Source organism: Streptomyces sp. NPDC085931, from assembly GCF_044540565.1.
Taxonomy (GTDB): Bacteria; Actinomycetota; Actinomycetes; order Streptomycetales; family Streptomycetaceae; genus Streptomyces.
This window is the reverse complement of the sequence record NZ_JBITSK010000020.1, coordinates 50,640-72,730: the sequence shown is the minus strand read 5'-3', so window position 1 is coordinate 72,730 and position 22,091 is coordinate 50,640. Positions and strand designations below refer to the sequence as shown.

Annotated in this window: 20 protein-coding genes and 3 tRNA genes; 13 read left to right on the top strand and 10 right to left on the bottom strand. The window is 72.4% G+C overall.

Features of this window, described 5'->3' with window-relative positions:
• The first annotated feature begins 157 nt into the window (after positions 1-157).
• The 4 genes from purD (at position 158) to ACIGAN_RS32320 (ending at position 6,209) form a co-directional block, all read left to right on the top strand.
• Positions 158-1,408 carry a phosphoribosylamine--glycine ligase gene (gene purD / locus ACIGAN_RS32335; RefSeq protein ID WP_365742444.1) on the top strand — a complete coding sequence of 417 codons (1,251 nt, stop codon included), beginning with the start codon at positions 158-160 and terminating at the stop codon, positions 1,406-1,408.
• A gap of 328 nt (positions 1,409-1,736) precedes the next feature.
• The gene (locus ACIGAN_RS32330) at positions 1,737-3,545 is read left to right on the top strand and encodes a hypothetical protein (RefSeq protein ID WP_399862941.1); all 1,809 of its coding nucleotides are present in this window, start codon (positions 1,737-1,739) and stop codon (positions 3,543-3,545) included.
• Between the two features lie 219 nt (positions 3,546-3,764).
• Positions 3,765-5,240 carry a N,N-dimethylformamidase beta subunit family domain-containing protein gene (locus ACIGAN_RS32325; RefSeq protein ID WP_399862888.1) on the top strand — a complete coding sequence of 492 codons (1,476 nt, stop codon included), beginning with the start codon at positions 3,765-3,767 and terminating at the stop codon, positions 5,238-5,240.
• A gap of 69 nt (positions 5,241-5,309) precedes the next feature.
• Positions 5,310-6,209, top strand: coding sequence for a phosphoribosylaminoimidazolesuccinocarboxamide synthase (locus ACIGAN_RS32320; RefSeq protein ID WP_365742440.1), 900 nt, complete (start codon positions 5,310-5,312; stop codon positions 6,207-6,209).
• Between the two features lie 51 nt (positions 6,210-6,260).
• Here the strand turns inward: ACIGAN_RS32320 and ACIGAN_RS32315 are convergent.
• From ACIGAN_RS32315 to ACIGAN_RS32280, 8 genes are all read right to left on the bottom strand, one after another.
• A tRNA-Gly gene (locus tag ACIGAN_RS32315) sits at positions 6,261-6,336 on the bottom strand.
• A gap of 22 nt (positions 6,337-6,358) precedes the next feature.
• Complete coding sequence (locus tag ACIGAN_RS32310) at positions 6,359-6,979, bottom strand: response regulator transcription factor (protein ID WP_365091799.1); 621 nt, start codon at positions 6,977-6,979, stop codon at positions 6,359-6,361.
• Entirely contained in the window at positions 6,976-8,250 is a 1,275-nt protein-coding gene (locus tag ACIGAN_RS32305; protein WP_399862885.1) for a sensor histidine kinase, read from the bottom strand. Before ACIGAN_RS32305 ends, ACIGAN_RS32310 begins: the two co-directional genes overlap by 4 nt.
• 22 nt (positions 8,251-8,272) lie before the next feature.
• Positions 8,273-9,070 (bottom strand): ABC transporter permease, encoded by a 798-nt coding sequence (locus ACIGAN_RS32300; RefSeq protein ID WP_365742437.1) that lies wholly within the window; start codon positions 9,068-9,070, stop codon positions 8,273-8,275.
• Positions 9,067-10,032: an ABC transporter ATP-binding protein gene (locus tag ACIGAN_RS32295; protein ID WP_365742435.1), complete on the bottom strand. Its 966-nt coding sequence runs from the start codon at positions 10,030-10,032 to the stop codon at positions 9,067-9,069. The genes ACIGAN_RS32300 and ACIGAN_RS32295 overlap by 4 nt, the downstream gene beginning before the upstream one ends.
• Positions 10,033-10,169: 137 nt before the next feature.
• Positions 10,170-10,242: transfer RNA gene (locus ACIGAN_RS32290), tRNA-Gly, on the bottom strand.
• An 80-nt stretch (positions 10,243-10,322) separates the two neighbouring features.
• A tRNA-Gly gene (locus tag ACIGAN_RS32285) sits at positions 10,323-10,394 on the bottom strand.
• Positions 10,395-10,528: 134 nt separating this feature from the next.
• Positions 10,529-10,846, bottom strand: a complete 318-nt coding sequence (locus ACIGAN_RS32280) for a histone-like nucleoid-structuring protein Lsr2 (protein ID WP_365091789.1) — start codon at positions 10,844-10,846, stop codon at positions 10,529-10,531.
• A gap of 321 nt (positions 10,847-11,167) precedes the next feature.
• Here ACIGAN_RS32280 and purS point away from each other — a divergent pair, with 321 nt between their 5' ends.
• The 9 genes from purS to purM all read left to right on the top strand — a co-directional run bounded on the left by purS (position 11,168) and on the right by purM (position 20,169).
• Positions 11,168-11,431 (top strand): phosphoribosylformylglycinamidine synthase subunit PurS, encoded by a 264-nt coding sequence (purS, locus tag ACIGAN_RS32275; RefSeq protein WP_010045045.1) that lies wholly within the window; start codon positions 11,168-11,170, stop codon positions 11,429-11,431.
• Positions 11,428-12,108: a phosphoribosylformylglycinamidine synthase subunit PurQ gene (gene purQ / locus ACIGAN_RS32270; protein WP_311688296.1), complete on the top strand. Its 681-nt coding sequence runs from the start codon at positions 11,428-11,430 to the stop codon at positions 12,106-12,108. The genes purS and purQ overlap by 4 nt, the downstream gene beginning before the upstream one ends.
• Positions 12,105-14,363, top strand: a complete 2,259-nt coding sequence (purL, locus tag ACIGAN_RS32265; protein WP_399862883.1) for a phosphoribosylformylglycinamidine synthase subunit PurL — start codon at positions 12,105-12,107, stop codon at positions 14,361-14,363. The genes purQ and purL overlap by 4 nt, the downstream gene beginning before the upstream one ends.
• 116 nt (positions 14,364-14,479) lie before the next feature.
• On the top strand, positions 14,480-14,980 hold the full coding sequence (locus tag ACIGAN_RS32260; RefSeq protein ID WP_365091784.1) for an ArsR/SmtB family transcription factor: 501 nt from the start codon (positions 14,480-14,482) through the stop codon (positions 14,978-14,980).
• A gap of 23 nt (positions 14,981-15,003) precedes the next feature.
• Positions 15,004-15,837, top strand: coding sequence for a M23 family metallopeptidase (locus ACIGAN_RS32255; RefSeq protein WP_399862881.1), 834 nt, complete (start codon positions 15,004-15,006; stop codon positions 15,835-15,837).
• 5 nt (positions 15,838-15,842) lie between these two features.
• Positions 15,843-16,640 carry a maleylpyruvate isomerase family mycothiol-dependent enzyme gene (locus ACIGAN_RS32250; protein WP_399862879.1) on the top strand — a complete coding sequence of 266 codons (798 nt, stop codon included), beginning with the start codon at positions 15,843-15,845 and terminating at the stop codon, positions 16,638-16,640.
• Between the two features lie 37 nt (positions 16,641-16,677).
• Positions 16,678-17,451 (top strand): META domain-containing protein, encoded by a 774-nt coding sequence (locus ACIGAN_RS32245; RefSeq protein ID WP_399862877.1) that lies wholly within the window; start codon positions 16,678-16,680, stop codon positions 17,449-17,451.
• A 63-nt stretch (positions 17,452-17,514) separates the two neighbouring features.
• A complete protein-coding gene (gene purF, locus ACIGAN_RS32240) occupies positions 17,515-19,044 on the top strand; it encodes an amidophosphoribosyltransferase (RefSeq protein WP_311688302.1) in 1,530 nt (509 codons plus the stop codon).
• A gap of 45 nt (positions 19,045-19,089) precedes the next feature.
• Positions 19,090-20,169: a phosphoribosylformylglycinamidine cyclo-ligase gene (gene purM, locus ACIGAN_RS32235; RefSeq protein WP_365091775.1), complete on the top strand. Its 1,080-nt coding sequence runs from the start codon at positions 19,090-19,092 to the stop codon at positions 20,167-20,169.
• Between the two features lie 80 nt (positions 20,170-20,249).
• Here the strand turns inward: purM and ACIGAN_RS32230 are convergent, their stop codons facing one another.
• Together ACIGAN_RS32230 and ACIGAN_RS32225 are read right to left on the bottom strand one after the other, a co-directional pair.
• Positions 20,250-20,495: a DUF3073 domain-containing protein gene (locus tag ACIGAN_RS32230; RefSeq protein WP_365091772.1), complete on the bottom strand. Its 246-nt coding sequence runs from the start codon at positions 20,493-20,495 to the stop codon at positions 20,250-20,252.
• A 307-nt stretch (positions 20,496-20,802) separates the two neighbouring features.
• Complete coding sequence (locus tag ACIGAN_RS32225; protein ID WP_365742423.1) at positions 20,803-21,909, bottom strand: Leu/Phe/Val dehydrogenase; 1,107 nt, start codon at positions 21,907-21,909, stop codon at positions 20,803-20,805.
• Between the last annotated feature and the right edge of the window lie 182 nt (positions 21,910-22,091).

The window sequence follows — 22,091 nt, the reverse complement described above, 5'->3', positions numbered from 1 at the left end:
GCCGTAGGGGCGAGCCGTAAGGACGAGCCGCGGAGGGAGCGCGGCAGGCCGGCGGAGTCGCGCTCCGCCGGTTCGGAGGATCCTCCAACACGGCCGCCCCGCCTGCTTCGGAAGCCCGCACAAGGGAAACCCGGCGCCTCCCGTTAGGCTGACCCCCGTGAAGGTCCTCGTCATCGGTACCGGCGCCCGCGAACACGCCCTGTGCCACGCCCTGTCCCACGACCCCGACGTCACGGCGCTGCACTGCGCCCCCGGCAACGCCGGCATCGCCGAGGTCGCCGAGCTGCACCAGGTCGACGCCCTGGACGGCGCCGCCGTCACCGAGCTGGCCCAGCGCCTCGGCGCCGACCTCGTGGTCGTCGGCCCGGAGGCCCCGCTGGTCGCCGGTGTCGCCGACGCCGTGCGCGAGGCCGGCATCCCGGTCTTCGGCCCGTCCGGCCGGGCGGCGCAGCTGGAGGGCTCCAAGGCCTTCGCCAAGGAGGTCATGGCGGCGGCCGAGGTGCCCACGGCCCGCTCGTACGTCTGCACGACCGAGCAAGAGGTCGACGCGGCCCTCGACGCCTTCGGCGCTCCGTACGTCGTGAAGGACGACGGGCTCGCGGCCGGCAAGGGCGTCGTCGTCACGGACGACCTGGAGACGGCCCGGGCGCACGCGGCCGCGTGCGAGCGCGTGGTCATCGAGGAGTACCTGGACGGCCCCGAGGTCTCCCTGTTCGCCGTCACCGACGGCGAGACGGTCGTGCCGCTGCAGCCCGCCCAGGACTTCAAGCGCGCCCTGGACGGCGACCGGGGCCCCAACACCGGCGGCATGGGCGCGTACTCCCCGCTGCCGTGGGCCGACCCCAAGCTGGTCGACGAGGTGCTGCAGACCGTGCTGCAGCCGACCGTGGACGAGATGAACCGCCGCGGCACGCCGTTCACCGGGCTGCTGTACGCCGGTCTCGCGATCACCTCCCGGGGCGTCCGCGTGATCGAGTTCAACGCCCGCTTCGGCGACCCCGAGACCCAGGTCGTGCTGGCCCGCCTGAAGACCCCGCTGGCGGGGCTCCTGATGGCCGCGGCCACCGGCAACCTCGCCCACCTGGAGCCGCTGCGCTGGAGCGACGACGCGGCCGTGACCGTGGTCGTCGCCTCGCACAACTACCCCGGCACCCCGCGCACCGGCGACCCCATCACCGGGCTCGACGAGGTCGCCGCCCAGGACGCCCCGCACGCCTACGTGCTGCACGCCGGAACCCGGCGCGACGGGGACGCGATCGTCAGCGCGGGCGGCCGCGTCCTGTCCGTCACGGCCACCGGCAAGGACCTCGCCGAGGCCCGCGACCGCGCGTACACCGCCGTCGGCCGCATCCGCCTCGACGGCTCCCAGCACCGCACGGACATCGCCGCCGAGGCGGCGCGCGCGTAGGCGACCGCCGTCGGAGGCGGGAGGAACGCCCTCCGCGCCGATGAACCTTCCAGGCCCCGGATCCGTCTCAGGATCCGGGGCCTGACCTGTGCGGTGTGCGGAGGCCTGATCCCCGCCGTCCGTCAGCCACCTTTCCCCAAAGCCATTCCATCGAGTGACCGATGCCGTATCCGGCTGACGGGGGGCGGGGCCCCAACTAGGGTGCGGCGCAAGCGTTCCGGCACTTGGCCCACCGGCATTGCGATGTCGGTGGCGGGTGCCACAGTGGGGGAGTGAGCAAGGAAAGCGTCAGGTCAACGGGGAGGGGGTGAGGTCGGTCGTGACCGGAATGGGTGTGGAGGCAGGCGCGCAGGCCGCGCGGTCCCGGGCGCTCGTCGTGCTGCGCATCCGCAGCCGGGCGCTGGCCGTCGCCCTGCTGCCGGCGGCGGCCGCCGTGATCCTGCTCGCGGGCGTCCCCACCGGCCGTCTCGCCGGTCCCGGCTGGGACGCCGCCCGCTGGATCCTGACGCCGCTCGCGCTCCTGGTGCTGCTCGCCGCCGCCGGCATCGCCCTGGTCGTGGCCCGGGCCCGCCCGGCCATGAGCCCGACGGTCGCCATCGCGGAGGAGGCGGCCCCGGATCTGTACCGGATGGTGCGCGACCTCGCCGACCGCCTCGACGTCCCCGCGCCCTCGGCCATAGCGCTCACCCCCGACTGCGACAGCTGGCTGGAGGACCGCACGCACCGCGCCCACGGCCCGCCCCCGGTGGAGGAGCACGAGGACATAGCGGGCGCCGGCCGGCACGCCCACCGCCGCCATCCGGTCGCCCCGGTCCTGGTCATCGGCTCCCCGTTCCTGTGGTGGATGCGGGTCGGCGAGCTGCGCGCCGTCCTCGCCCCGGTGGTGGCCGGCACGGGGCCCTCGGCCCACCCGGACATAGCCGCCGCCCGGCGCTTCGTCCGCGGCCTGGACGCCGCGGTCGCGGTGACCTCGGCGCCCCGCCGTGACCCGGTGTCGCGGCTGGTGCTCGCCGGCGTCGGCTGGGTGGCCCGGCTGCTGCTGCGCGGCTGCCGGGTGCACGCGGCCGAGATGGAGCGGGGCGTGGCGGCCGCGGCCGCCGAGCGCGCCCAGGCGGTGGACTACGGCCTGCGGATCGTCGCCCAGGAGCAGGTGGGCCTGGCGTACGCCGGCTGGGACCGGCTGCTGACCCGGGTGGCCCTGCCCGCCTGGCGGATGGGCCGCTGGCCGTCCCGGCTGGACGCGGGCGTCGTGGCGGCGCTCACGGAGCTGTCCCGGCGGGACCGCCTGGCCGAGGGTTTCGCGTCCCGGCTCGGTGAGCGGCCCGCCTGCGACCTGCTGGAGGAGCCGGGCGCGGTCGACGAGGCCGCCTCCCTGCTCGCCGCCCGCCTCTTCCACGGCGGACCGGCGGGGGCGGGACCCGACTGGTCGCCGGTGGACTGGAGCGAGTATCCCGAGGAGGTCGTGGACCGCAAGTGGCGCATCGACGCGGCCCGCCTCCACCGCGTCCTGGACGCGCTGGGCGTGCGTCCCGCCCCCGGCCCCGCCGCCTCCGGCACCGGCGCCCCGACCCTCGCCCGCGTCCTGGACCACCTGACGGACCTCACCGCCGCCTCCGCGGTACCGGGCGGGGACCCCGCCGCGGGAGCCGGCGGCGCCCCCGCGACCGGAGCCGGACCGGCCCTGCCCACGACGGACACCGACGACGAGGAAGACCTCTCCGGCACCACCCCCCGCAGCGCCGCCCTCGCCGCCCGCCTCAGCGCCGAGCTGTCCCGCGAGGAGACCGCGGCACCCCGCCCGTCCCCCACGGCCCCCGACGCCGCGGCCGCCGACCCCGCCACCGCCCTCTGGGACGACCGCACGCTCCCCCTCTTCCCCCTCCAGCCCCCGCGCACGGCCCGCGACCTGCTCGCCGACCACCTCACGGCCATGGTCTGCTGCGCCGCGATGGACACCGCCGGCGCGACACCCGGCCTGGACTGGCTGGACGGTCCGACGCTGCTCCTCGACGGCACCCGCACGCCGGATCTGGCACCGAAGGTCCTCGCCCTGATCGAGGACGGCGACGCCACCCCGCTCCGGGCCTGGCTGGCCGACCTGGGGATACGGCCGGAGAAGCCGGTCCGCCTCGCCTGACCCCGTCGCGCCCCCGGCTCCCGCCCCCCGGAGCCCTGCCCTCCGCTTCTGGCCAATTCAAAACGAACAGTGACGAAGTGCGCGCGTTATGTGATGTGCTTGGACCGTTCGCGCGCATGGCAAGAGCGTGCGACATACGACAAACCCACAGGACCACACACGACACCACACACCACATCGGCAGGACCACCACGGGGGCGAAGGGGAGGGGAAGCGACTATGCGTTCGGAGCCGATCCGCCGCTGGGAGTCCGGAGCACTGGCGCACGCCGTGACGGATCCCTTCGGGCAGGGCCCCGTCCCGTGGCTGCGCGGCAATGTGACGTACTTCGACGACACCGGCCAGATCGTCCCCTGGTACGTGGACCAGGACGGCCCCCACGGCCCGCGCAAGGGCGCCCGCTCCGGCGGCCCCCGCGCCGCCGACGACGTCCACCGCCAGATCAAGGGCTTCACCTCCACCGGCGCGGTCGCCCCGGGCGAGGCGGTCGACTTCCACATCACCGTCGACCCGCCCCAGCAGTTCGCCGTCGACATCTACCGCATCGGCCACTACGGCGGAGACGGCGCCGCCAAGATCACCACCAGTCCCCGCCTGTCCGGCATCGTCCAGCCCCCGCCCCTGACGGCCGACCGCACGGTCTCCTGCCACCACTGGTGGCTGTCCTGGCGCCTTCAGATCCCGTCGTACTGGAACATCGGCGCCTACGTGGCCGTCCTCACCACGGCCGACGGCTACCGCTCGCACGTGCCGTTCACCGTCCGCCACGACCAGCCCGCCGACCTGCTCCTCGTCCTGCCCGACATCACCTGGCAGGCCTACAACCTCTACCCCGAGGACGGGCGCACGGGCGCGAGCCTCTACCACGCCTGGGACGAGCAGGGCCGGCTGCTCGGCGAGGCGGACGCCGCCACGACGGTCTCCTTCGACCGCCCCTACGCGGGCGCCGGCCTCCCGCTGCACGTGGGGCACGCCTACGACTTCATCCGCTGGGCCGAGCGCTACGGCTACGACATCGCCTACGCCGACGCCAGCGACCTGCACGCGGGCCGGGTCGACCCCACCCGCTACCGGGGCCTGGTCTTCCCGGGCCACGACGAGTACTGGTCGGCCGAGATGCGCCGGACCGTGGAGGCCGCCCGGGACGCCGGCACCTCGCTGGTCTTCCTCTCCGCCAACTCCCTGTACTGGCAGGTGGAGCTGAGCCCGTCCCCGTCCGGCGTGCCGCACCGGCTGCTGACCTGCCGCAAGCGCAAGGGCCCCGGCAAGCCGGTGCTGTGGCGGGAGATCGACCGGGCGGAGCAGCAGCTCCTCGGCATCCAGTACGCGGGGCACGTGCCCGAGCCGCACCCGCTGGTCGTGCGCAACGCCGGGCACTGGCTGTGGGAGGCGACCGGGGCGCACGAGGGGGACGAGATCGAGAACCTGGTGGCCGGCGAGGCCGACCGCTACTTCCCGCGCACCCCGCTGCCCGACCACGAGGAGCGCGTCCTGCTCGCCCACTCCCCGTACACCGACAAGGAGGGCGTCCCGCGCCACCAGGAGACGTCGCTGTACCGCGCCCCCTCCGGCGCCTGGGTCTTCGCAGCAGGAACGTTCGCCTGGTCCCCGGCCCTGGACCGCCCCGGCCACGTCGACGCGCGCGTCCAGCGCGCCACCGCCAACCTCCTCGACCGCATCTGCAAACGCGACTGACCCGCTGTCGGCGAGCGGGCTCGCGTACGGGAGAATCGAGCCACTCGTACAGAACCACGGGGAGGAACCGTGTCCGGATTCGTCGAAAAGCCCGAGCCGCTCCAGATTCCGGGCCTGGTGCATCTGCACACCGGCAAGGTGCGCGAGCTCTACCGCAACGAGGCGGGCGACCTCGTGATGGTCGCCAGCGACCGCATCTCCGCGTACGACTGGGTGCTGCCGACCGAGATCCCGGACAAGGGCCGGATCCTCACGCAGCTGTCCCTGTGGTGGTTCGACCGGCTCGCCGACCTGGTCCCGAACCACGTCCTGAGCACGGAACCGCCCGCGGGCGCCCCGGCCGACTGGCAGGGCCGCACCCTGGTCTGCAAGTCCCTGAAGATGGTCCCGGTGGAGTGCGTGGCCCGCGGCTACCTCACCGGCTCGGGCCTGGCCGAGTACAACGAGACCCGCACGGTCTGCGGCCTCGCCCTGCCCGAGGGCCTGGTCGACGGCAGCGAGCTGCCCGCCCCCATCTTCACCCCGGCCACCAAGGCCGAGGTCGGCGAGCACGACGAGAACGTCTCCTACGAGGAGGTCGCCCGCCAGGTCGGCGCGGAGACCGCGGCGCAGCTGCGCCAGGCGACCCTCGCCGTCTACTCGCGGGGCCGGGACATCGCCCGGGAGCGCGGCATCATCCTCGCCGACACCAAGTTCGAGTTCGGCTTCGACGGCGACACCCTGGTCCTGGCCGACGAGGTCCTCACCGCCGACTCCTCCCGCTTCTGGCCGGCCGACCGGTGGCAGCCGGGCCGGGCGCAGCCGTCGTACGACAAGCAGTTCGTGCGCGACTGGCTGACCTCGGCGGAGTCCGGCTGGGACCGCGCGAGCGAGCAGCCGCCGCCGGCCCTGCCCGAGCAGGTCGTCGAGGCCACCCGCGCCAAGTACGTCGAGGCGTACGAGCGCCTGACCGGCACCAGCTGGTCGTAACCGGAAGCGGACACAGCAAAGCCCCCCGGCCGGAACCGGGGGGCTTCTCGCTGGAGCGAACGACGAGGTTCGAACTCGCGACCTCAACCTTGGCAAGGTTGCGCTCTACCAACTGAGCTACGTTCGCCTGCGCCGTGGCGCGGGAACCACTATACCCAACCTCGCTCCCGCGCGAGCCGCACCGCGGCATGCCGGTTTTCCGCCCCGAGCTTCGACACGGCCGACGACAGGTAGTTCCGCACGGTCCCCTGCGACAGCGCGGCCCGCTCGGCGATCTCCGCGACGGGCGCCCCGTCCGCGGCGAGTTCCAGCACCTCGGCCTCCCGGGCGGTCAGCGGCGAGTCCCCGGCGGCGATGGCGTCGGCCGCCAACTCCGGGTCGACATAACGGTTCCCGGCGTGCACGGTGCGGATCAGCTCGGCGAGCCGCTGCGCGCTCACCGTCTTGGGCACGAACCCCCGCACCCCGGCCTCCAGCGCCCGCTTCAGATGCCCGGGCCGCCCGTGGCTGGTGACGATGAGCACCTTGCAGCCGGGCAGTTCGGACCGCAGGGATGTGGCGACCTTCACACCATCGGCGCCGGGCATCTGCAGATCGAGCACGGCGACGTCGGGCCGGTGCGCCCGGGCCATCGCCAGCGCCTCCGGCCCGGTGGCCGCCTCGGCGACGACCATGAGGTCCTCCTCCAGCGCCAGCAGCGCGGCGAGCGCCCCCCGGATCAGGTGCTCGTCGTCGGCGAGCAGCAGCCGCACGGGCCGCACGGCGGTCATCCGCCGACCTCGTCGACCGCACGCGCGGCGGACCCGGCGGGGGCGGCCGCCGACGGCAGGGCGATCTGCGCCTGCAGCCGGAACAGGCCCTTGCCGACCGGTCCGGCCTCCAGCGTCCCGTCGAGCTTCGCCAGCCGCTCCCGCAGCCCGGCCAGCCCCGTACCGGGCGGGCCGGACGCACCCGGTGCGCCGCTCTCCGTCCCGGTGACCCCGTCGTTCTCCACGGACAACACCACCCGCCCCTCCCGTACCTGCAGTTGCACCACACACCGCCGCGCGTCCCCGTGCCGCAGCACGTTCGTCGCGGCCTCCCGCACCACCCACCCCAGGGCCGACTGCACCCCGGCCGGCAGCCCCGCCGGGGTCCGTCCGCTCACCGTGCAGTCGATCCCGGCGGCGGCCAGCACCCCTTGCGCGCCGGCCAGTTCCGCCGCGAGGTCGGCCTCGCGGTAGCCGCGCACGACCTCGCGCACCTCCCGCTGCGACTCCTGGGCGAGCCGCTGCACCTCGACCATCTGCGCCACCGCCTCCGGCCGCCCCCGCTGGGCCAGCTGTGCGGCCAGCTCGCTCTTGAGCGCGATCACGGCCAGATTGCGTCCCATGACGTCGTGCAGATCCCGCCCGAAGCGCAGCCGCTCCTCGGCGACGGCCAGCCGGGTCCGGGTCTCACGGGCCTCGTCGAGCTCGTAGACGGCGTTCAGCAGCCACACCGAGAAGACGGCCGTGAAGGCGATGAACCCGCCGCCGGCCAGCACGATCACCGCCGTGACCAGTGCGGCCTGTGCGGGAGCCCCGAAGGCCAGGGCCACGATCCCGGCACCCAGCGCGAAGCCGCCGGCGATGCCGAAGGCGCGCCGCCGGTCGCGGACGCCGAGCGCGATGATGCCGGGACCGAAGATCAGCACCACGCCGAAGACGCCGCCCGCCGCGGTGTCGGCGGAGTCACCGCCCGGCCCGTGCTCGGCGATGCCCAGGGCGGCGACGGAGAGCACGGCGGTGACGGCGGCCAGCGTCCACAGCAGCCCCACCGGCTGGGGCCTGCGGCCCCGGGTCCAGTCCACCGCCCGGGACACGGTGGCGAAGCACACCGCGGCGTGCACGCCGACCATGAGCAGCACCGCGCCGCCCAGCCGGGGCCCCAGCGGGACGGCCGAGGTGATCCCGACGGAGCAGAACTCCATGACGGCGAAGAGGTGGAACGACGCCCGCGTGTAGGTCTCGACCTTGGCCGGGGTCGTCTTCCCCCGCCACCACCTGCCCGGCCCGCGCATCAGCCCGTCACTCCCCGTTCGTTCAGCGCCGCGGTTCCCAGGAGAACCTCCGCCGTACAGCAAACACGGCGATGGCGGTCCAGGCCACCGCCACCGCGACGGCGCCGAGCGCGTCGTAGGCGGACAGGTCGCCGGTCCAGCCGCCGCGCACCAGGGTGACCACGGGCGTCAGCGGCAGCAGCTCGCACACGGAGGCCACCCGGTCCGGCAGCAGCTCCAGCGGGACGAACATCCCGGAGCCGACCATCGAGACCATCATCAGCGGCATCGGCGTGACCTGCGCGCTCTCGCCCGTCCGGGTGAAGCTCGCGGTGGCCGCGGCGAGGGCGGCGCACAGCACCAGTCCCAAGAGCAGTCCCAGGACGGCGAAGTGGGGCGCGGACGGCGCGGCCACGTCCAGCAGCACGGTGCAGCCCGCGGCCAGCAGCAGACTCTGCGCGAGTCCGGTGAGGACGGCCGGCAGGGCCGCTCCGGCCAGGATCTCGCCGTCGCGCAGCTCACCGGTGCGCAGCCGCTTGAGGACGAGTTCCTCCCGCCGGACGACGAAGGTGCCGACGAGCACCGAGTAGACGGCGAAGAGCAGGGAGAAGCCGATCGCGGCGGGCAGCACGAAGGTGCCGGTGTCCAGCCCGGCCTCGGCGAGGTCCATCTCCCGGGCCGCCTGCGAGGCGCTGACCGGCAGCACCAGCGGCACGAACAGCGCGGCGACCAGGGCGCCCCGGGTCCGTCCCAGAAGGGTCAGTTCGGCGCGGGCCAGGGCCGTCATCCGGCTCATGGCGGTGGTCGCCGCGGGGCGGGGCGTGGTGGGGACGGTGCTCATGCCGCGTACTCCTTCGTGGTGGTGGCCCGCTCGGCGGAGGCCTCCCTGGCGATCCCGAGGAAGGCCTCCTCCAGGGACGCCGACCGCACGTCCAGGCGGCGCAGCTCGACGCGGGCCCGGTCGGCCCACAGCAGCAGGCCGGTGGCGGTCCGCTGCAGTTCGTGGGTGCGCAGCCGGACCGTCCGGCCGTCGGTCTCGTGCCCGGCCACGCCCAGTTCGCCGAGCGGCGGAAGGTCGCCGACGAAGTAGCCGTCGGGCAGCTCGAAGGAGATCCGCGAGGGCTCCGCCGCGGTGACCTCGGCGGGGGTGCCGGTGGCGGCGATGCGCCCCTCGTGCATGATCGCCAGCCGGTCGGCGAGCTGCTCGGCCTCCTCCAGGTAGTGCGTGGTCAGCAGCACGGTCGTACCGCCGTCGCGCAGCGCGCTCACCAACTCCCAGGTGTCGTGGCGGCCTTCGGCGTCCAGGCCGGTGCTCGGCTCGTCCAGGAACAGCACCTCGGGATCGCCGAGCAGGGCGAGCGCCAGGTCCAGCCGGCGCCGCTGCCCGCCCGAGAGCTGCTTGACCCGGGTGCCGGCCTTCGACTCCAGTCCGACCAGGGCCAGCACCTCCGCCGGCGGCCGGGCCCCGCTCACGCACCCCGCCCACATCCGCGCGGTCTCCGCGACGGTCAGCTCGGACGGGAAGCCGCCCTCCTGGAGCATCACACCGGTGCGGGGGCGTACGGCGGCCCGCTCGGTGTACGGGTCGTGTCCGAGGACCCGCACCCGGCCGTCCGCGGGCGGGGCGAGCCCTTCCAGCAGTTCGACGGTCGACGTCTTGCCGGCGCCGTTGGTGCCGAGCAGCGCGAAGATCTCCCCGCGCCGGACGGAAAAGCTGATTCCGCGTACTGCCTCGAACCCGCCCCCGTACACACGCCGCAGGTCAGTGACCTCAATCACGTGTTCGTGTCCGTTGGTTTCCATGCTTCCAGGGTTCCGTCCGCACCGGGCCCGGAGCAGTGCGCGCTGTCATCACTCGGCATGACAAATGTCAGCGGATCCGCGGAGGTGCCGGGGAAACGAAAAGACCCCGGTCCATCAGGACCGGGGTCTCATTCCCGAGCGGACGACGAGGCTCGAACTCGCGACCTCAACCTTGGCAAGGTTGCGCTCTACCAACTGAGCTACGTCCGCATTGCTCCCGACCAGCTCTCACTGACCGGTGCGGGCACCAGCCTACCTGATCCACATCGGTGGTCGGTACGGCGGTGCAGAGCGGGTGACAGGAATCGCACACTGCGCCTTCCCCCTGGAAGGGGGATGTTCTACTACTGAACTACACCCGCACGTTCCGTGAGCTGGGCCTTTCGGCCGTGCCCCTCGGCGTGCTCCAGACTCTAGCTGATCAGCGGGGGTGCTGCGCAAGTCGGTTGCCGCGAGGGGCCGGTGACCGGTCGTCGGCGCGGGCCCGGCAGGCCCGTCACTGCGCGGCGCTGAACGCCTCGTAGACCCGCTTGGGGATGCGCCCGCGCGCGGGAACCTCCATCCGGTTGGCCTGGGCCCAGGCGCGCACCGCCGAGGGGTCGGGCGCGACCTCCGTCTGCCGGTACGCCTTGCCCGAGCGGGACCGCTTGCGGCCGGCCTCCACGTAGGGCGCGAGCGCCTTCCGCAGTTCGCCGGCATTGACCTCGCTCAGGTCGATCTCGTACGACCTGCCGTCCAGTCCGAAGGCGATCGTTTCCGTCGCTTCCGAGCCGTCGATGTCGTCAAAGAGAGTGACCACGACCTTCTGCGCCACGAATATCGGTCCCTTCTTGCGGCACTTGCCAATTCATTTTCACAGTGCCCGGCAATGCGTAGTGGAGCTGACTAAATCCTTTTGCGTCTCAAAAATCAAGGGGGAGCGGAGCGACTTCGATGGAAGGGTGGGGGCGGGAGACGGGCGGGCGCAATAGGTTTCGGGTGTCGATCGGGAATCTTTCCCGGAAATTTTCACGTGCGCGCTCGTCGATGCCGGATCGTGATGACGGTCACGTAGCTTCCTCCAAGTCGACGCGCGTAGAAATTTTGTGCGGGTAGTCTGAAGGAACCTGCTCAGCACCACACACCGGGAGTGCCAGTGGCACGCGTCGTAGTCGACGTCATGCTCAAGCCGGAGATCCTCGACCCCCAGGGCCAGGCGGTGCAGCGCGCACTGCCGCGGCTGGGTTTCGAAGGGATCTCGGACGTCCGCCAGGGAAAGCGTTTCGAACTGGAAGTTGACGGGCCGGTCGACGAGGCCGCCCTCGCCCGCATTCACGATCTTGCGGAGTCCTTCCTCGCGAACACCGTGATCGAGGACTTCACGGTCCGGGTCGAGGAAGTCGCGGAGGCCGTGAAGTGACCGCTCGTATCGGCGTGGTCACTTTCCCGGGTTCGCTCGACGACCGGGACACGCAGCGTGCGATCCGGCTCGCGGGCGCCGAGCCCGTCGCGCTCTGGCACAAGGACAAGGACCTCAAGCAGGTCGACGCCGTGGTGCTGTGCGGTGGATTCTCCTACGGCGACTATCTGCGCGCCGGGGCCATCGCCCGTTTCTCGCCGGTGATGGAGCCCCTGCTGGAGCAGGCGAAGGCCGGCCTTCCGGTGCTCGGCATCTGCAACGGCTTCCAGATCCTCACCGAGGCGCACCTGCTGCCCGGCACGATGCTGCGCAACGACCACCTGCACTTCATCTGCCGCGACCAGAAGCTGCGCGTGGAGAACGCCGAGACCGCCTGGACCACCGACTACACGGCCGGCCAGGAGATCCACATCCCGCTGAAGAACAACGACGGGCAGTACGTCGCCGACGCGTACACGCTCGACCAGCTGGAGGCCGAGGGCCGCGTCGCCTTCCGCTACCTGGACTTCAACCCCAACGGCTCGCAGCGGGACATCGCCGGCGTCACCAACGAGGCCGGCAACGTGGTCGGCCTCATGCCGCACCCCGAGCACGCCGTCGAGCCGCTGATCGGCACCGGCCGCACCGACGGCCTCCCGTTCTTCACCTCGATCCTCAAGAAGCTGGTCAACGCATGAGCCGGACGCCTCTGGACACGGTCGAGCACGCGGCCGCGACCCCCGACGTCGAGCTGCCCTGGGCCGAACTGGGCCTGAAGAAGGACGAGTACGAGCGCGTGGTCGAGATCCTCGGCCGCCGGCCCACCGGGGCCGAACTCGCCATGTACTCGGTGATGTGGTCGGAGCACTGCTCCTACAAGAGCAGCAAGGTGCACCTGCGCCAGTTCGGCGAGAAGGCGCCCGACTCCGACGCCCTGCTCGTCGGCATCGGCGAGAACGCCGGTGTGGTCGACGTCGGCCAGGGCTACGCGGTCACCTTCAAGGTCGAGTCGCACAACCACCCGTCGTACGTCGAGCCCTACCAGGGCGCGGCCACCGGTGTCGGCGGCATCGTCCGCGACATCATCGCCATGGGCGCCCGCCCGGTCGCGGTCGTCGACCCGCTGCGCTTCGGCGCCGCCGACCACCCCGACACCAAGCGCGTCCTGCCGGGCGTCGTCGCGGGCATCGGCGGCTACGGCAACTGCCTGGGCCTGCCCAACATCGGCGGCGAGGTCGTCTTCGACGCCTGCTACCAGGGCAACCCGCTGGTCAACGCCGGTGCCATCGGCGTCATGCGGCACGAGGACATCCACCTCGCCAAGGCCTCCGGCGCCGGCAACAAGGTCATCCTCTACGGGGCCCGGACCGGCGGCGACGGCATCGGCGGCGCCTCGATCCTGGCCTCGGAGACCTTCGACGACGCCAAGCCCTCCAAGCGCCCGGCCGTCCAGGTCGGCGACCCCTTCCAGGAGAAGCTCCTCATCGAGTGCACCCTGGAGGCGTTCCGGGAGAAGCTGGTCGTCGGCATCCAGGACCTCGGCGCGGCCGGACTGTCCTGTGCCACCAGCGAGTTGGCGTCCAACGGCTCCGGCGGCATGCGCGTCACCCTGGACGACGTCCCGCTGCGCGACTCCACGCTCTCGCCCGAGGAGATCCTCATGAGCGAGTCGCAGGAGCGCATGTGCGCGGTCGTCGAGCCGGAGAAGGTCGACCGCTTCCTGGAGATCTGCGCGAAGTGGGACGTCATCGCCACCGTCATCGGTGAGGTGACCGACGGCGACCGCCTGGAGATCTACTGGCACGGCGGCAAGATCGTCGACGTCGACCCGCGCACGGTCGCCCACGAGGGCCCGGTCTACGAGCGCCCCTACGCCCGCCCGTCCTGGCAGGACGAGCTGCAGGCCGACGACGCGAACAAGCTGCCCCGGCCGGAGACGTCCGAGGAGCTGAAGGACCAGGTCCTGAAGCTGGTCTCCTCGCCGAACCAGGCCTCCAAGTCCTGGATCACCAGCCAGTACGACCACTTCGTGCAGGGCAACACCGTCCTCGCCCAGCCCGAGGACTCCGGCATGATCCGGATCGACGAGGAGACCGGCCTCGGCGTGGCCATCGCCACCGACGGCAACGGCCGGTACGCCAAGCTCGACCCGTACCACGGCGCGCAGCTGGCCCTGGCGGAGGCGTACCGCAACGTCGCCACCACCGGCGCCAAGCCGCTGGCCGTCTCCGACTGCCTGAACTTCGGCTCGCCCGAGGACCCGGCGGTGATGTGGCAGTTCGCCGAGGCCGTGCGCGGTCTCGCCGACGCCTGCCAGCAGCTCGGCACCCCGGTGACCGGCGGCAACGTCTCGCTCTACAACCAGACGGGCGAGGCCGCCATCCACCCGACCCCGGTGGTCGCGGTGCTCGGCGTCATCGACGACGTGGCCCGCCGCACCCCGGTCGCCTTCCAGGAGGAGGGCCAGCTGCTCTACCTCCTCGGCGACACGCGCGAGGAGTTCGGCGGCTCGGCCTGGTCCCAGGTGATCCACGACCACCTCGGCGGCCTGCCGCCCACGGTCGACCTGGAGCGCGAGCGGCTGCTGGCCGAGATCCTGATCTCCGCCTCCCGCGACGGCATGATCGACTCCGCGCACGACCTGTCCGACGGCGGTCTGATCCAGGCGGTCGTCGAGTCGGCCCTGCTGGGCGGCAAGGGCGCCCGGCTGATCGTCCCGGACGGTCTGGACGCCTTCACCTTCCTGTTCTCCGAGTCGGCGGGCCGCGCGATCGTGGCCGTGCCGCGTTCCGAGGAGCTCCGCTTCACCGACATGTGCGGCGCCCGGGGCCTCCCGGCCACCCGCATCGGTGTCGTCGACGGCGACACGGTCGAGGTGCAGGGCGAGTTCGCGCTCACCCTGGACGAGCTGCGCGAGGCGCACGAGAGCACGATCCCGGCGCTGCTGGCGTAGGCGACGGCTCCGAAGCCCCCGTCCGGTCCCTCCGGGCGGGGGCTTCGCCCTGTGCGGACGGCTTTTCCGCCAGCACACCCTTGCACGGAATTACGTACTTCCGTAATCTCGAAGACGTGGATCTGGAACAGCGCGTCGCCGACCTCGAACGCCGTCTGGCGGCACTGGAGGGCGAGCGGCGCACCGGCCCCCGTGCCGAAGGCGGCGACTTCTGGGCCCTGAACGGGCTCAAGGAGCAGCTCTCCGGCGCGGGGGTCGCCGACGGAGGCGTCCTCTACACCGGCTCGGTACGGCTGCCGACCGGCGAGGAGTACGCCTGGCAGCTCACGGCCCTCACCGAGGACCTCCTGGACGCCGACGGGACCGTGGCCGCCGAGTCCTTCGCGGCCCTCGGCCACCCCGTCCGGCTCCGGCTGCTGCGCGAGATCATCGGCGGCCGCCGCACCGCCGCCGAACTCGCCGAGCTGGACGAGGTCGGCACGACCGGCCAGATCTACCACCACCTGAGCCGGCTCACCGGCACGGGCTGGCTGCACACGACCGGCCGCGGCCGCTACGAGATCCCGCCGGCCCGGGTCGTCCCGCTGCTGGTGGCACTGGCGACGGCCCGCCCGTAGACGCACAGACAGGGGGAAACGGGATGTCCGTACGCAAGCTCGGGATGATCACCTTCCGCGTTCTCCAGCTGCTCTTCCTCGGGTTGGTGACCGCCCACGTCTGCCTGGACTGGAGCCATCCGGTCCTGTGGAACCTGCTGCCGCTGCTGCTCGCGTACGCCGTTCTCACCGTCGCCAACCGGTGGGGCGGCGCCCCGGACAGCCCCCGGGTGGCCCGTCCGCCCGTCGCGGTCGCCCCACCCGTCACCGGCCGCTGGTCCGCGCTGAACAGCCCCGCCGACCGCACCCCGAGCCACGGCATCCACGCCCACGGCCAGACCTACGCCATCGACATCGTGGCCGAACCCGTACCGGGGGCCCGCCCCGCCTTCCGCCGGCTGTGGCCGCTCGCCCGCCGCCCCCAGGACTTCCCCGCCCACGACGCCCCGGTCCTCGCGGTCGCCGACGCCACGGTCGTACGGGCCGCCGACGGGCAGCGCGATCACCTGAGCCGCACCTCCCTGCCCGGGCTGGCTTACCTGATGCTGGTCGAGGGCTCGGTGCGCGAACTGGCCGGAACGGGCCGCATCCTCGGCAACCACGTCGTCCTCGACCTCGGCGACGGCACCTACGCCGCCTACGCCCACCTGCGGCGCGGCAGCCTCACCGTCCGGGAGGGCGACCGGGTCCGCGCCGGGCAGCTGATCGCCCGCTGCGGCAACTCCGGCAACTCCTCCGAGCCGCACCTGCACTTCCAGCTGATGGACGCCCCCGACCCGGACGCGGCCCGGGGCGTCCCCTTCACCTGGCGCGGCATCGGCGTCCCCCGCAACGGGGAGACCTTCGAAGCGCCCGCCGCGACACCCGCCCTAGGCTGACCCCCATGCCTCCGGCCAGGAAACGCCCCCGCAGCTACGACCCCGCCAAGATCCGGGCGGCCGTGCTCGCCCAGTTCGGGCACGTACGCACCGCCGTCGCCGGGCTCACGCCCGAGCAGCTCGCCCTGCCCACCCGGCTCGGCGACTGGACGGTCCGGGACCTGGTGGCGCACGCCGGGATGATCCTGCGGGCCGTGTCCCGCCTGGTGGACCTGCCCGAGCCGGCCCGGCAGGACGCCGCCCTGCTCGACTGGCCGTTCTCGATCGCGGCCGATGCCCCGGACATCGCCGCGTACGCCCGCGAACTGGCCGAGCGCCACCCGGACCCGGTCGCCTACCTGGCCGCCGCCGAGGAACGCTTCACCGCTGACCTCGCCGCCCACCCCGGCACCCGGCTCCTCGCCACCGGCGCCGGCGCCCTGCCGCTCGCCGACTACCTGGTCACCCGCACCGTCGAGCTCGTCGTCCACACCGACGACCTCAACGCCGCCGTCCCCGGTCTGGACGTCCCCTACGACCGGCAGGCCCTGGCCGCCTGCACCCGGCTGCTGGCCGACGCCCTCGCCGTGAAGGCGCCCGGCGGTTCGACGGAGGTGCGGGTGCCGCCGTACGCGGTGGTGCAGTGCGTGGAGGGCCCGCGGCACACCCGGGGCACCCCGCCCAACGTCGTCGAGACGGACCCGCTGACCTGGATCCGGCTGGCGACCGGGCGGCTGACCTGGGCCCGGGCCGTGCGGAACGCCGAGGTCAGGGCGAGCGGAGAGCGGGCGGACCTGTCCGTCCACCTGCCCCTGATGACCTGAGGGGAACCGATCCCCCCGGGTGTCCCGTCGAAGGGGCATGGACAGGCAGAAGCAGCGCATGACCCTGACGGCCGCCGCCATGCTCGTCCCGCTCATGGCGGCCTGCGGCAGCGAGAAGGCGGACGGCGGCAGCGGCGCGGCCGGCGCCGAGCGGCCGGTCACCGGCGTGCGGTGGAGCGTGGACAGCGTCACCGCCGGCGGGAAGACTCACCAGGCCCCCGCCGGCGCCCACGTGACCCTCGCCGACGGCCGGGCCGAGGGCAGCCTCGGCTGCAACACCTTCGGCGCCGACGCCACCGTCGACGGCGACCGCGTCCGGCTCGGCAGGACCATGGCCACGGAGATGGCCTGCGAGGACACGCCCATGGCGTTCGAGGAGACCCTCGCGCGCACGCTCTCCGGCCACGAGTTCCGGGCCCGGGTGGACGGCGACCGCCTCACCCTCACCACCGACCGGGGCGAGACCGTCCGGCTGACCAAGGCGAAGGACGCGCGGCTGAGCGGCACCCGGTGGACCGTCACCAGCCCCCGGGCCGACGGCCGTGCCCACCTCACCTTCGACGAGGAGAAGGGCACCGTCGCCGGCCGCCTGGGCTGCAACAAGGTGAACGCCAGGGCCACGGTCCGCGACGGCCATATCACCCTCGGCCCCCCGGCCACGACCCGAATGATGTGCGAAGACTCACTCATGGCCGCCGAGAAGACCCTGCTGCGACTTTTCGACGGGAGGCTGAAGTACGGAGTCGATCACCGAACTCTGACGCTGACCAGCGAAAACGGTACGCGTGTGCGAGCCGTGGCCGAGCGGTGATCCCCCGGAAAGTCCGGTATCCCCAATTCGGACCAACGGTCGACCTCGCCTACACTCGGTGGCGTGCCACGTGGTGACGGACGACTCAACCACGACCTGCTCCCCGGCGAGAAGGGCCCCCAGGACGCTTGCGGCGTCTTCGGTGTCTGGGCTCCGGGCGAAGAGGTCGCCAAGCTCACGTACTTCGGGCTCTACGCCCTCCAGCATCGAGGCCAGGAATCCGCGGGAATCGCGGTCAGCAACGGCTCACAGATCCTCGTCTTCAAGGACATGGGCCTGGTCTCCCAGGTCTTCGACGAGACCTCCCTCGGCTCGCTCCAGGGTCACATCGCGGTCGGACACGCCCGCTACTCGACCACCGGTGCCTCCGTCTGGGAGAACGCCCAGCCGACGTTCCGTGCCACCGGGCACGGCTCTATCGCGCTCGGCCACAACGGCAACCTCGTCAACACCGCCCAGCTCGCCGAGATGGTCGCCGACCTGCCCAAGCAGGAGGGCGGCCGCACCCCGCGCGTCGCGGCGACCAACGACACCGACCTGCTCACCGCGCTCCTCGCGGCCCAGACGGACGAGGACGGCAAGCCGCTGACCATCGAGGAGGCCGCCCACAGCGTCCTCCCGCAGGTCCGGGGCGCCTTCTCCCTCGTCTTCATGGACGAGCACACTCTGTACGCGGCCCGCGACCCGCAGGGCATCCGCCCGCTGGTCCTCGGCCGGCTGGAGCGCGGCTGGGTCGTCGCCTCCGAGTCCGCCGCCCTCGACATCTGCGGCGCGTCCTACGTCCGCGAGATCGAGCCGGGCGAGTTCGTCGCCATCGACGAGAACGGCCTGCGCACCTCCCGATTCGCGGAAGCGAAGCCCAAGGGCTGCGTCTTCGAGTACGTCTACCTCGCCCGCCCGGACACCGACATCGCCGGCCGGAACGTGTACCTCTCCCGCGTGGAGATGGGCCGCAAGCTGGCGAAGGAGGCCCCGGTCGAGGCCGACCTGGTCATAGCGACCCCGGAGTCCGGCACCCCCGCCGCCATCGGCTACGCGGAGGCCTCCGGCATCCCGTTCGGCGCCGGACTGGTCAAGAACGCCTACGTGGGCCGGACCTTCATCCAGCCCTCGCAGACCATCCGCCAGCTGGGCATCCGCCTGAAGCTGAACCCGCTGAAGGAAGTCATCAAGGGCAAGCGCCTGGTCGTCGTCGACGACTCGATCGTGCGCGGCAACACGCAGCGCGCCCTGGTCCGCATGCTCCGCGAGGCGGGCGCCGCCGAGGTCCACATCCGGATCTCCTCGCCGCCCGTGAAGTGGCCCTGCTTCTTCGGCATCGACTTCGCCACCCGCGCCGAGCTCATCGCCAACGGCATGACCATCGACGAGATCGGCACCTCCCTGGGCGCCGACTCCCTGGCCTACATCTCCATCGACGGCATGATCGAGGCGACCACCATCGCCAAGCCGAACCTGTGCCGCGCCTGCTTCGACGGCGAGTACCCGATGGAGCTCCCGGACCCCGAGCTGCTCGGCAAGCAGCTGCTGGAGACGGAGCTGGCCGCCGGCCCGGCCGCCACGGCCGCCGCCGACGCGATCCGCCGTCCCTAGACGGCCCGTCCTCCCCGCCGTACGACACGAAGGTTCTCTTTAGCCATGTCCGAGAAACCCATTGCCGAAGGCGGCGCCAGCTACGCAGCCGCGGGCGTCGACATCGAAGCCGGCGACCGCGCCGTCGAACTGATGAAGGAGTGGGTGAAGAAGGCCCAGCGCCCCGAGGTCCTCGGCGGCCTCGGCGGCTTCGCCGGCCTCTTCGACGCCTCCGCCCTCAAGAACTACGAGCGCCCCCTGCTCGCCTCCGCCACCGACGGCGTCGGCACCAAGGTCGACATCGCCCGGCAGCTGGGCGTCTACGACACCATCGGCCACGACCTGGTCGCGATGGTCATGGACGACATCGTGGTGTGCGGCGCCGAGCCGCTGTTCATGACCGACTACATCTGCGTCGGCAAGGTCCACCCCGAGCGGGTCGCCGCCATCGTCAAGGGCATCGCCGAGGGCTGTGTGCTGGCCGGGTGCGCCCTGGTCGGCGGCGAGACGGCCGAGCACCCGGGCCTGCTCGGCGAGGACGACTTCGACGTCGCCGGCGCCGGCACGGGCGTCGTGGAGGCCGACCGGCTGCTGGGCGCGGATCGCATCCGTACGGGTGACGCGGTCATCGCCATGGCGTCCTCTGGTCTTCACTCGAACGGGTACTCGCTCGTCCGCCACGTCCTGCTGAACCAGGCCGGACTCGCCCTGGACGCGCACATCGAGGAGCTCGGCCGCACCCTCGGCGAGGAGCTGCTGGAACCGACGAAGATCTACTCGCTGGACTGCCTGGCCCTGATGCGCACCACCGAGGTGCACGCCTTCAGCCATGTCACCGGCGGCGGACTCGCGGCCAACCTCGCCCGGGTCGTGCCCGACGAACTGCACGCGATCGTGGACCGCTCCACCTGGACGCCCGACCCGATCTTCGACCTGGTCGGCCGTACGGGCAGCGTCGAGCGCCTGGAGCTCGAGAAGACCCTGAACATGGGCGTGGGCATGATCGCCGTCGTCCCCCAGGAGTCCACCGAGGTGGCCCTGGCGACCCTCGCCGACCGTGGCGTGGACGCCTGGGTCGCAGGCGAGATCACGGAACGGGGCGAGCACCCCACGGGTGCCGCCCTGATCGGTGACTACGCGAGCTGAGACACGGTCGTCACCTTGCGCGCAGCACAGAACCCGGTCGGTGACCGGGGTCACCGACCGGGTTTGTGCTCAGTGCAAGGTCAAGCGCCGCGACGATGCTGCGGGGACTGGTCGTCCTCGTCGTCGTCGTCCTCGTAGAGGTCGGCGTACCGTGCGTACAGGTCGTCGTCCTCATCGTCTTCGAACGGCTCGCCGTTAGGCGGCTGCGGATTCGAAGGCGATGCACCCAGCTCCTCGGCCAGGCGTGAGAGGTCAGTCCCACCGCTGTTGTACTTCAGCTGGCGGGCGACCTTCGTCTGCTTGGCCTTGGCCCGGCCGCGCCCCATGGCTCGACCCCCTCAACGACGGGGCTCGACGGCCCCAGAGTCTTGACACGCGTTCATGGTCCGGCACGGACTCTCCGCGGAGAGACCGGTCCGTAGGGCTTCCACGGTACCTGAGCCCGCGCCCATACGGTACGTCGCCCGCATGACGTGCCCGCGCCCAGGACCTTCGAGGCGCCCCGTCCTCGCTGGTCAACCGCGATTTTAACCACTTATCGGCGGTCGACCCGCCGGGAGAAGTGAGAGTTCTCTCTAACTGCCCACCGGCGGGTACCGGCCGGATGTGCGACGCGCGGCGCCCCGGACGGAGTCAGCGCGCCCGGCGCGCCGCGGCCGCGTCGTGCATCCGCTGCTCGGCGATCCGGTCGGCCGCTGCGGCCGGCGGGATACCGTCTTCCTTCGCACGTGCGAATATGGCGAGCGTGGTGTCGTAGATCCCGGCCGCCTTCGCCTTGCACCGCTCGAAGTCGAAGCCGTGCAGTTCGTCGGCCACCTGGATGACACCGCCCGCGTTCACCACGTAGTCCGGCGCGTAGAGGATCCCGCGGTCGGCGAGGTCCTTCTCCACGCCCGGGTGGGCGAGCTGGTTGTTGGCCGCGCCGCACACCACCTTGGCCGTCAGCGCCGGGACCGTGTCGTCGTTCAGCGCGCCGCCGAGCGCGCACGGGGCGTAGATGTCCAGGCCCTCGACGCGGATCAGGGTGGCGGTGTCGGCGACGGCCGTGACGCCCTCGGGGTGCGCGGCGAGGATCCGCCCCACGGCGTCCTCGCGCACATCGGTGATCACGACCTCGGCGCCCTCCGCCCGCAGGTGCTCGACCAGGTGGTGGCCGACCTTGCCGACGCCGGCGATGCCGACCTTGCGGCCGCGCAGGGTGGGGTCGCCCCACAGGTGCTGCGCGGAGGCCCGCATGCCCTGGTAGACGCCGAAGGCGGTGAGGACGGAGGAGTCCCCGGCGCCGCCGTTCTCCGGGGAGCGGCCGGTCGTCCAGCGGCACTCCCGGGCGACGACGTCCATGTCGGCCACGTACGTGCCGACGTCGCAGGCGGTGACGTACCGGCCGCCGAGCGAGGCCACGAACCGGCCGTAGGCCAGCAGCAGCTCCTCGGTCTTGATCCGCTCCGGGTCGCCGATGATCACGGCCTTGCCGCCGCCGTGGTCGAGTCCGGCCATGGCGTTCTTGTACGACATGCCGCGGGCGAGGTTCAGCGCGTCGGCGACGGCCTCGGCCTCGGTCGCGTACGGGTAGAAGCGCGTACCGCCGAGCGCGGGGCCCAGGGCGGTGGAGTGCAGGGCGATGACGGCCTTGAGGCCGCTCGCGCGGTCCTGGCAGAGCACGACTTGCTCATGGCCTCCCTGGTCCGAGTGGAACAGGGTGTGCAGGACATCAGCAGGTGCGCCGGTTACGTCGGTCACGGTGGTGACTCCTGAGTAAGTTGCGGCGGGTGTGGACAGGCCCCGTGCGGGTGGCGGGGACTGTTGAGCACGAGATTAGAGCCTGCCGGGCCCGCCGGCCGCACGGTGCTCAGGATCACCTCCGACCGGAGTACACCCGTGCGACGATTTGAAGGGATTTCCCGCGCGGTCGTGAGCGCGCC

Coding starts and splice junctions, on each gene's coding strand:
- ACIGAN_RS32295 (WP_365742435.1), bottom strand. CDS start 10,032: ATGGAAACCAACGGACACGAACACGTGATTGAGGTCACTGACCTGCGG.
- ACIGAN_RS32310 (WP_365091799.1), bottom strand. CDS start 6,979: ATGACCGCCGTGCGGCCCGTGCGGCTGCTGCTCGCCGACGACGAGCAC.
- ACIGAN_RS32300 (WP_365742437.1), bottom strand. CDS start 9,070: ATGAGCACCGTCCCCACCACGCCCCGCCCCGCGGCGACCACCGCCATG.
- ACIGAN_RS32330 (WP_399862941.1), top strand. CDS start 1,737: ATGGGTGTGGAGGCAGGCGCGCAGGCCGCGCGGTCCCGGGCGCTCGTC.
- ACIGAN_RS32325 (WP_399862888.1), top strand. CDS start 3,765: ATGCGTTCGGAGCCGATCCGCCGCTGGGAGTCCGGAGCACTGGCGCAC.
- ACIGAN_RS32255 (WP_399862881.1), top strand. CDS start 15,004: ATGTCCGTACGCAAGCTCGGGATGATCACCTTCCGCGTTCTCCAGCTG.
- purM (WP_365091775.1), top strand. CDS start 19,090: ATGTCCGAGAAACCCATTGCCGAAGGCGGCGCCAGCTACGCAGCCGCG.
- ACIGAN_RS32305 (WP_399862885.1), bottom strand. CDS start 8,250: ATGCGCGGGCCGGGCAGGTGGTGGCGGGGGAAGACGACCCCGGCCAAG.
- ACIGAN_RS32250 (WP_399862879.1), top strand. CDS start 15,843: ATGCCTCCGGCCAGGAAACGCCCCCGCAGCTACGACCCCGCCAAGATC.
- purL (WP_399862883.1), top strand. CDS start 12,105: ATGAGCCGGACGCCTCTGGACACGGTCGAGCACGCGGCCGCGACCCCC.
- ACIGAN_RS32245 (WP_399862877.1), top strand. CDS start 16,678: ATGGACAGGCAGAAGCAGCGCATGACCCTGACGGCCGCCGCCATGCTC.
- ACIGAN_RS32230 (WP_365091772.1), bottom strand. CDS start 20,495: ATGGGGCGCGGCCGGGCCAAGGCCAAGCAGACGAAGGTCGCCCGCCAG.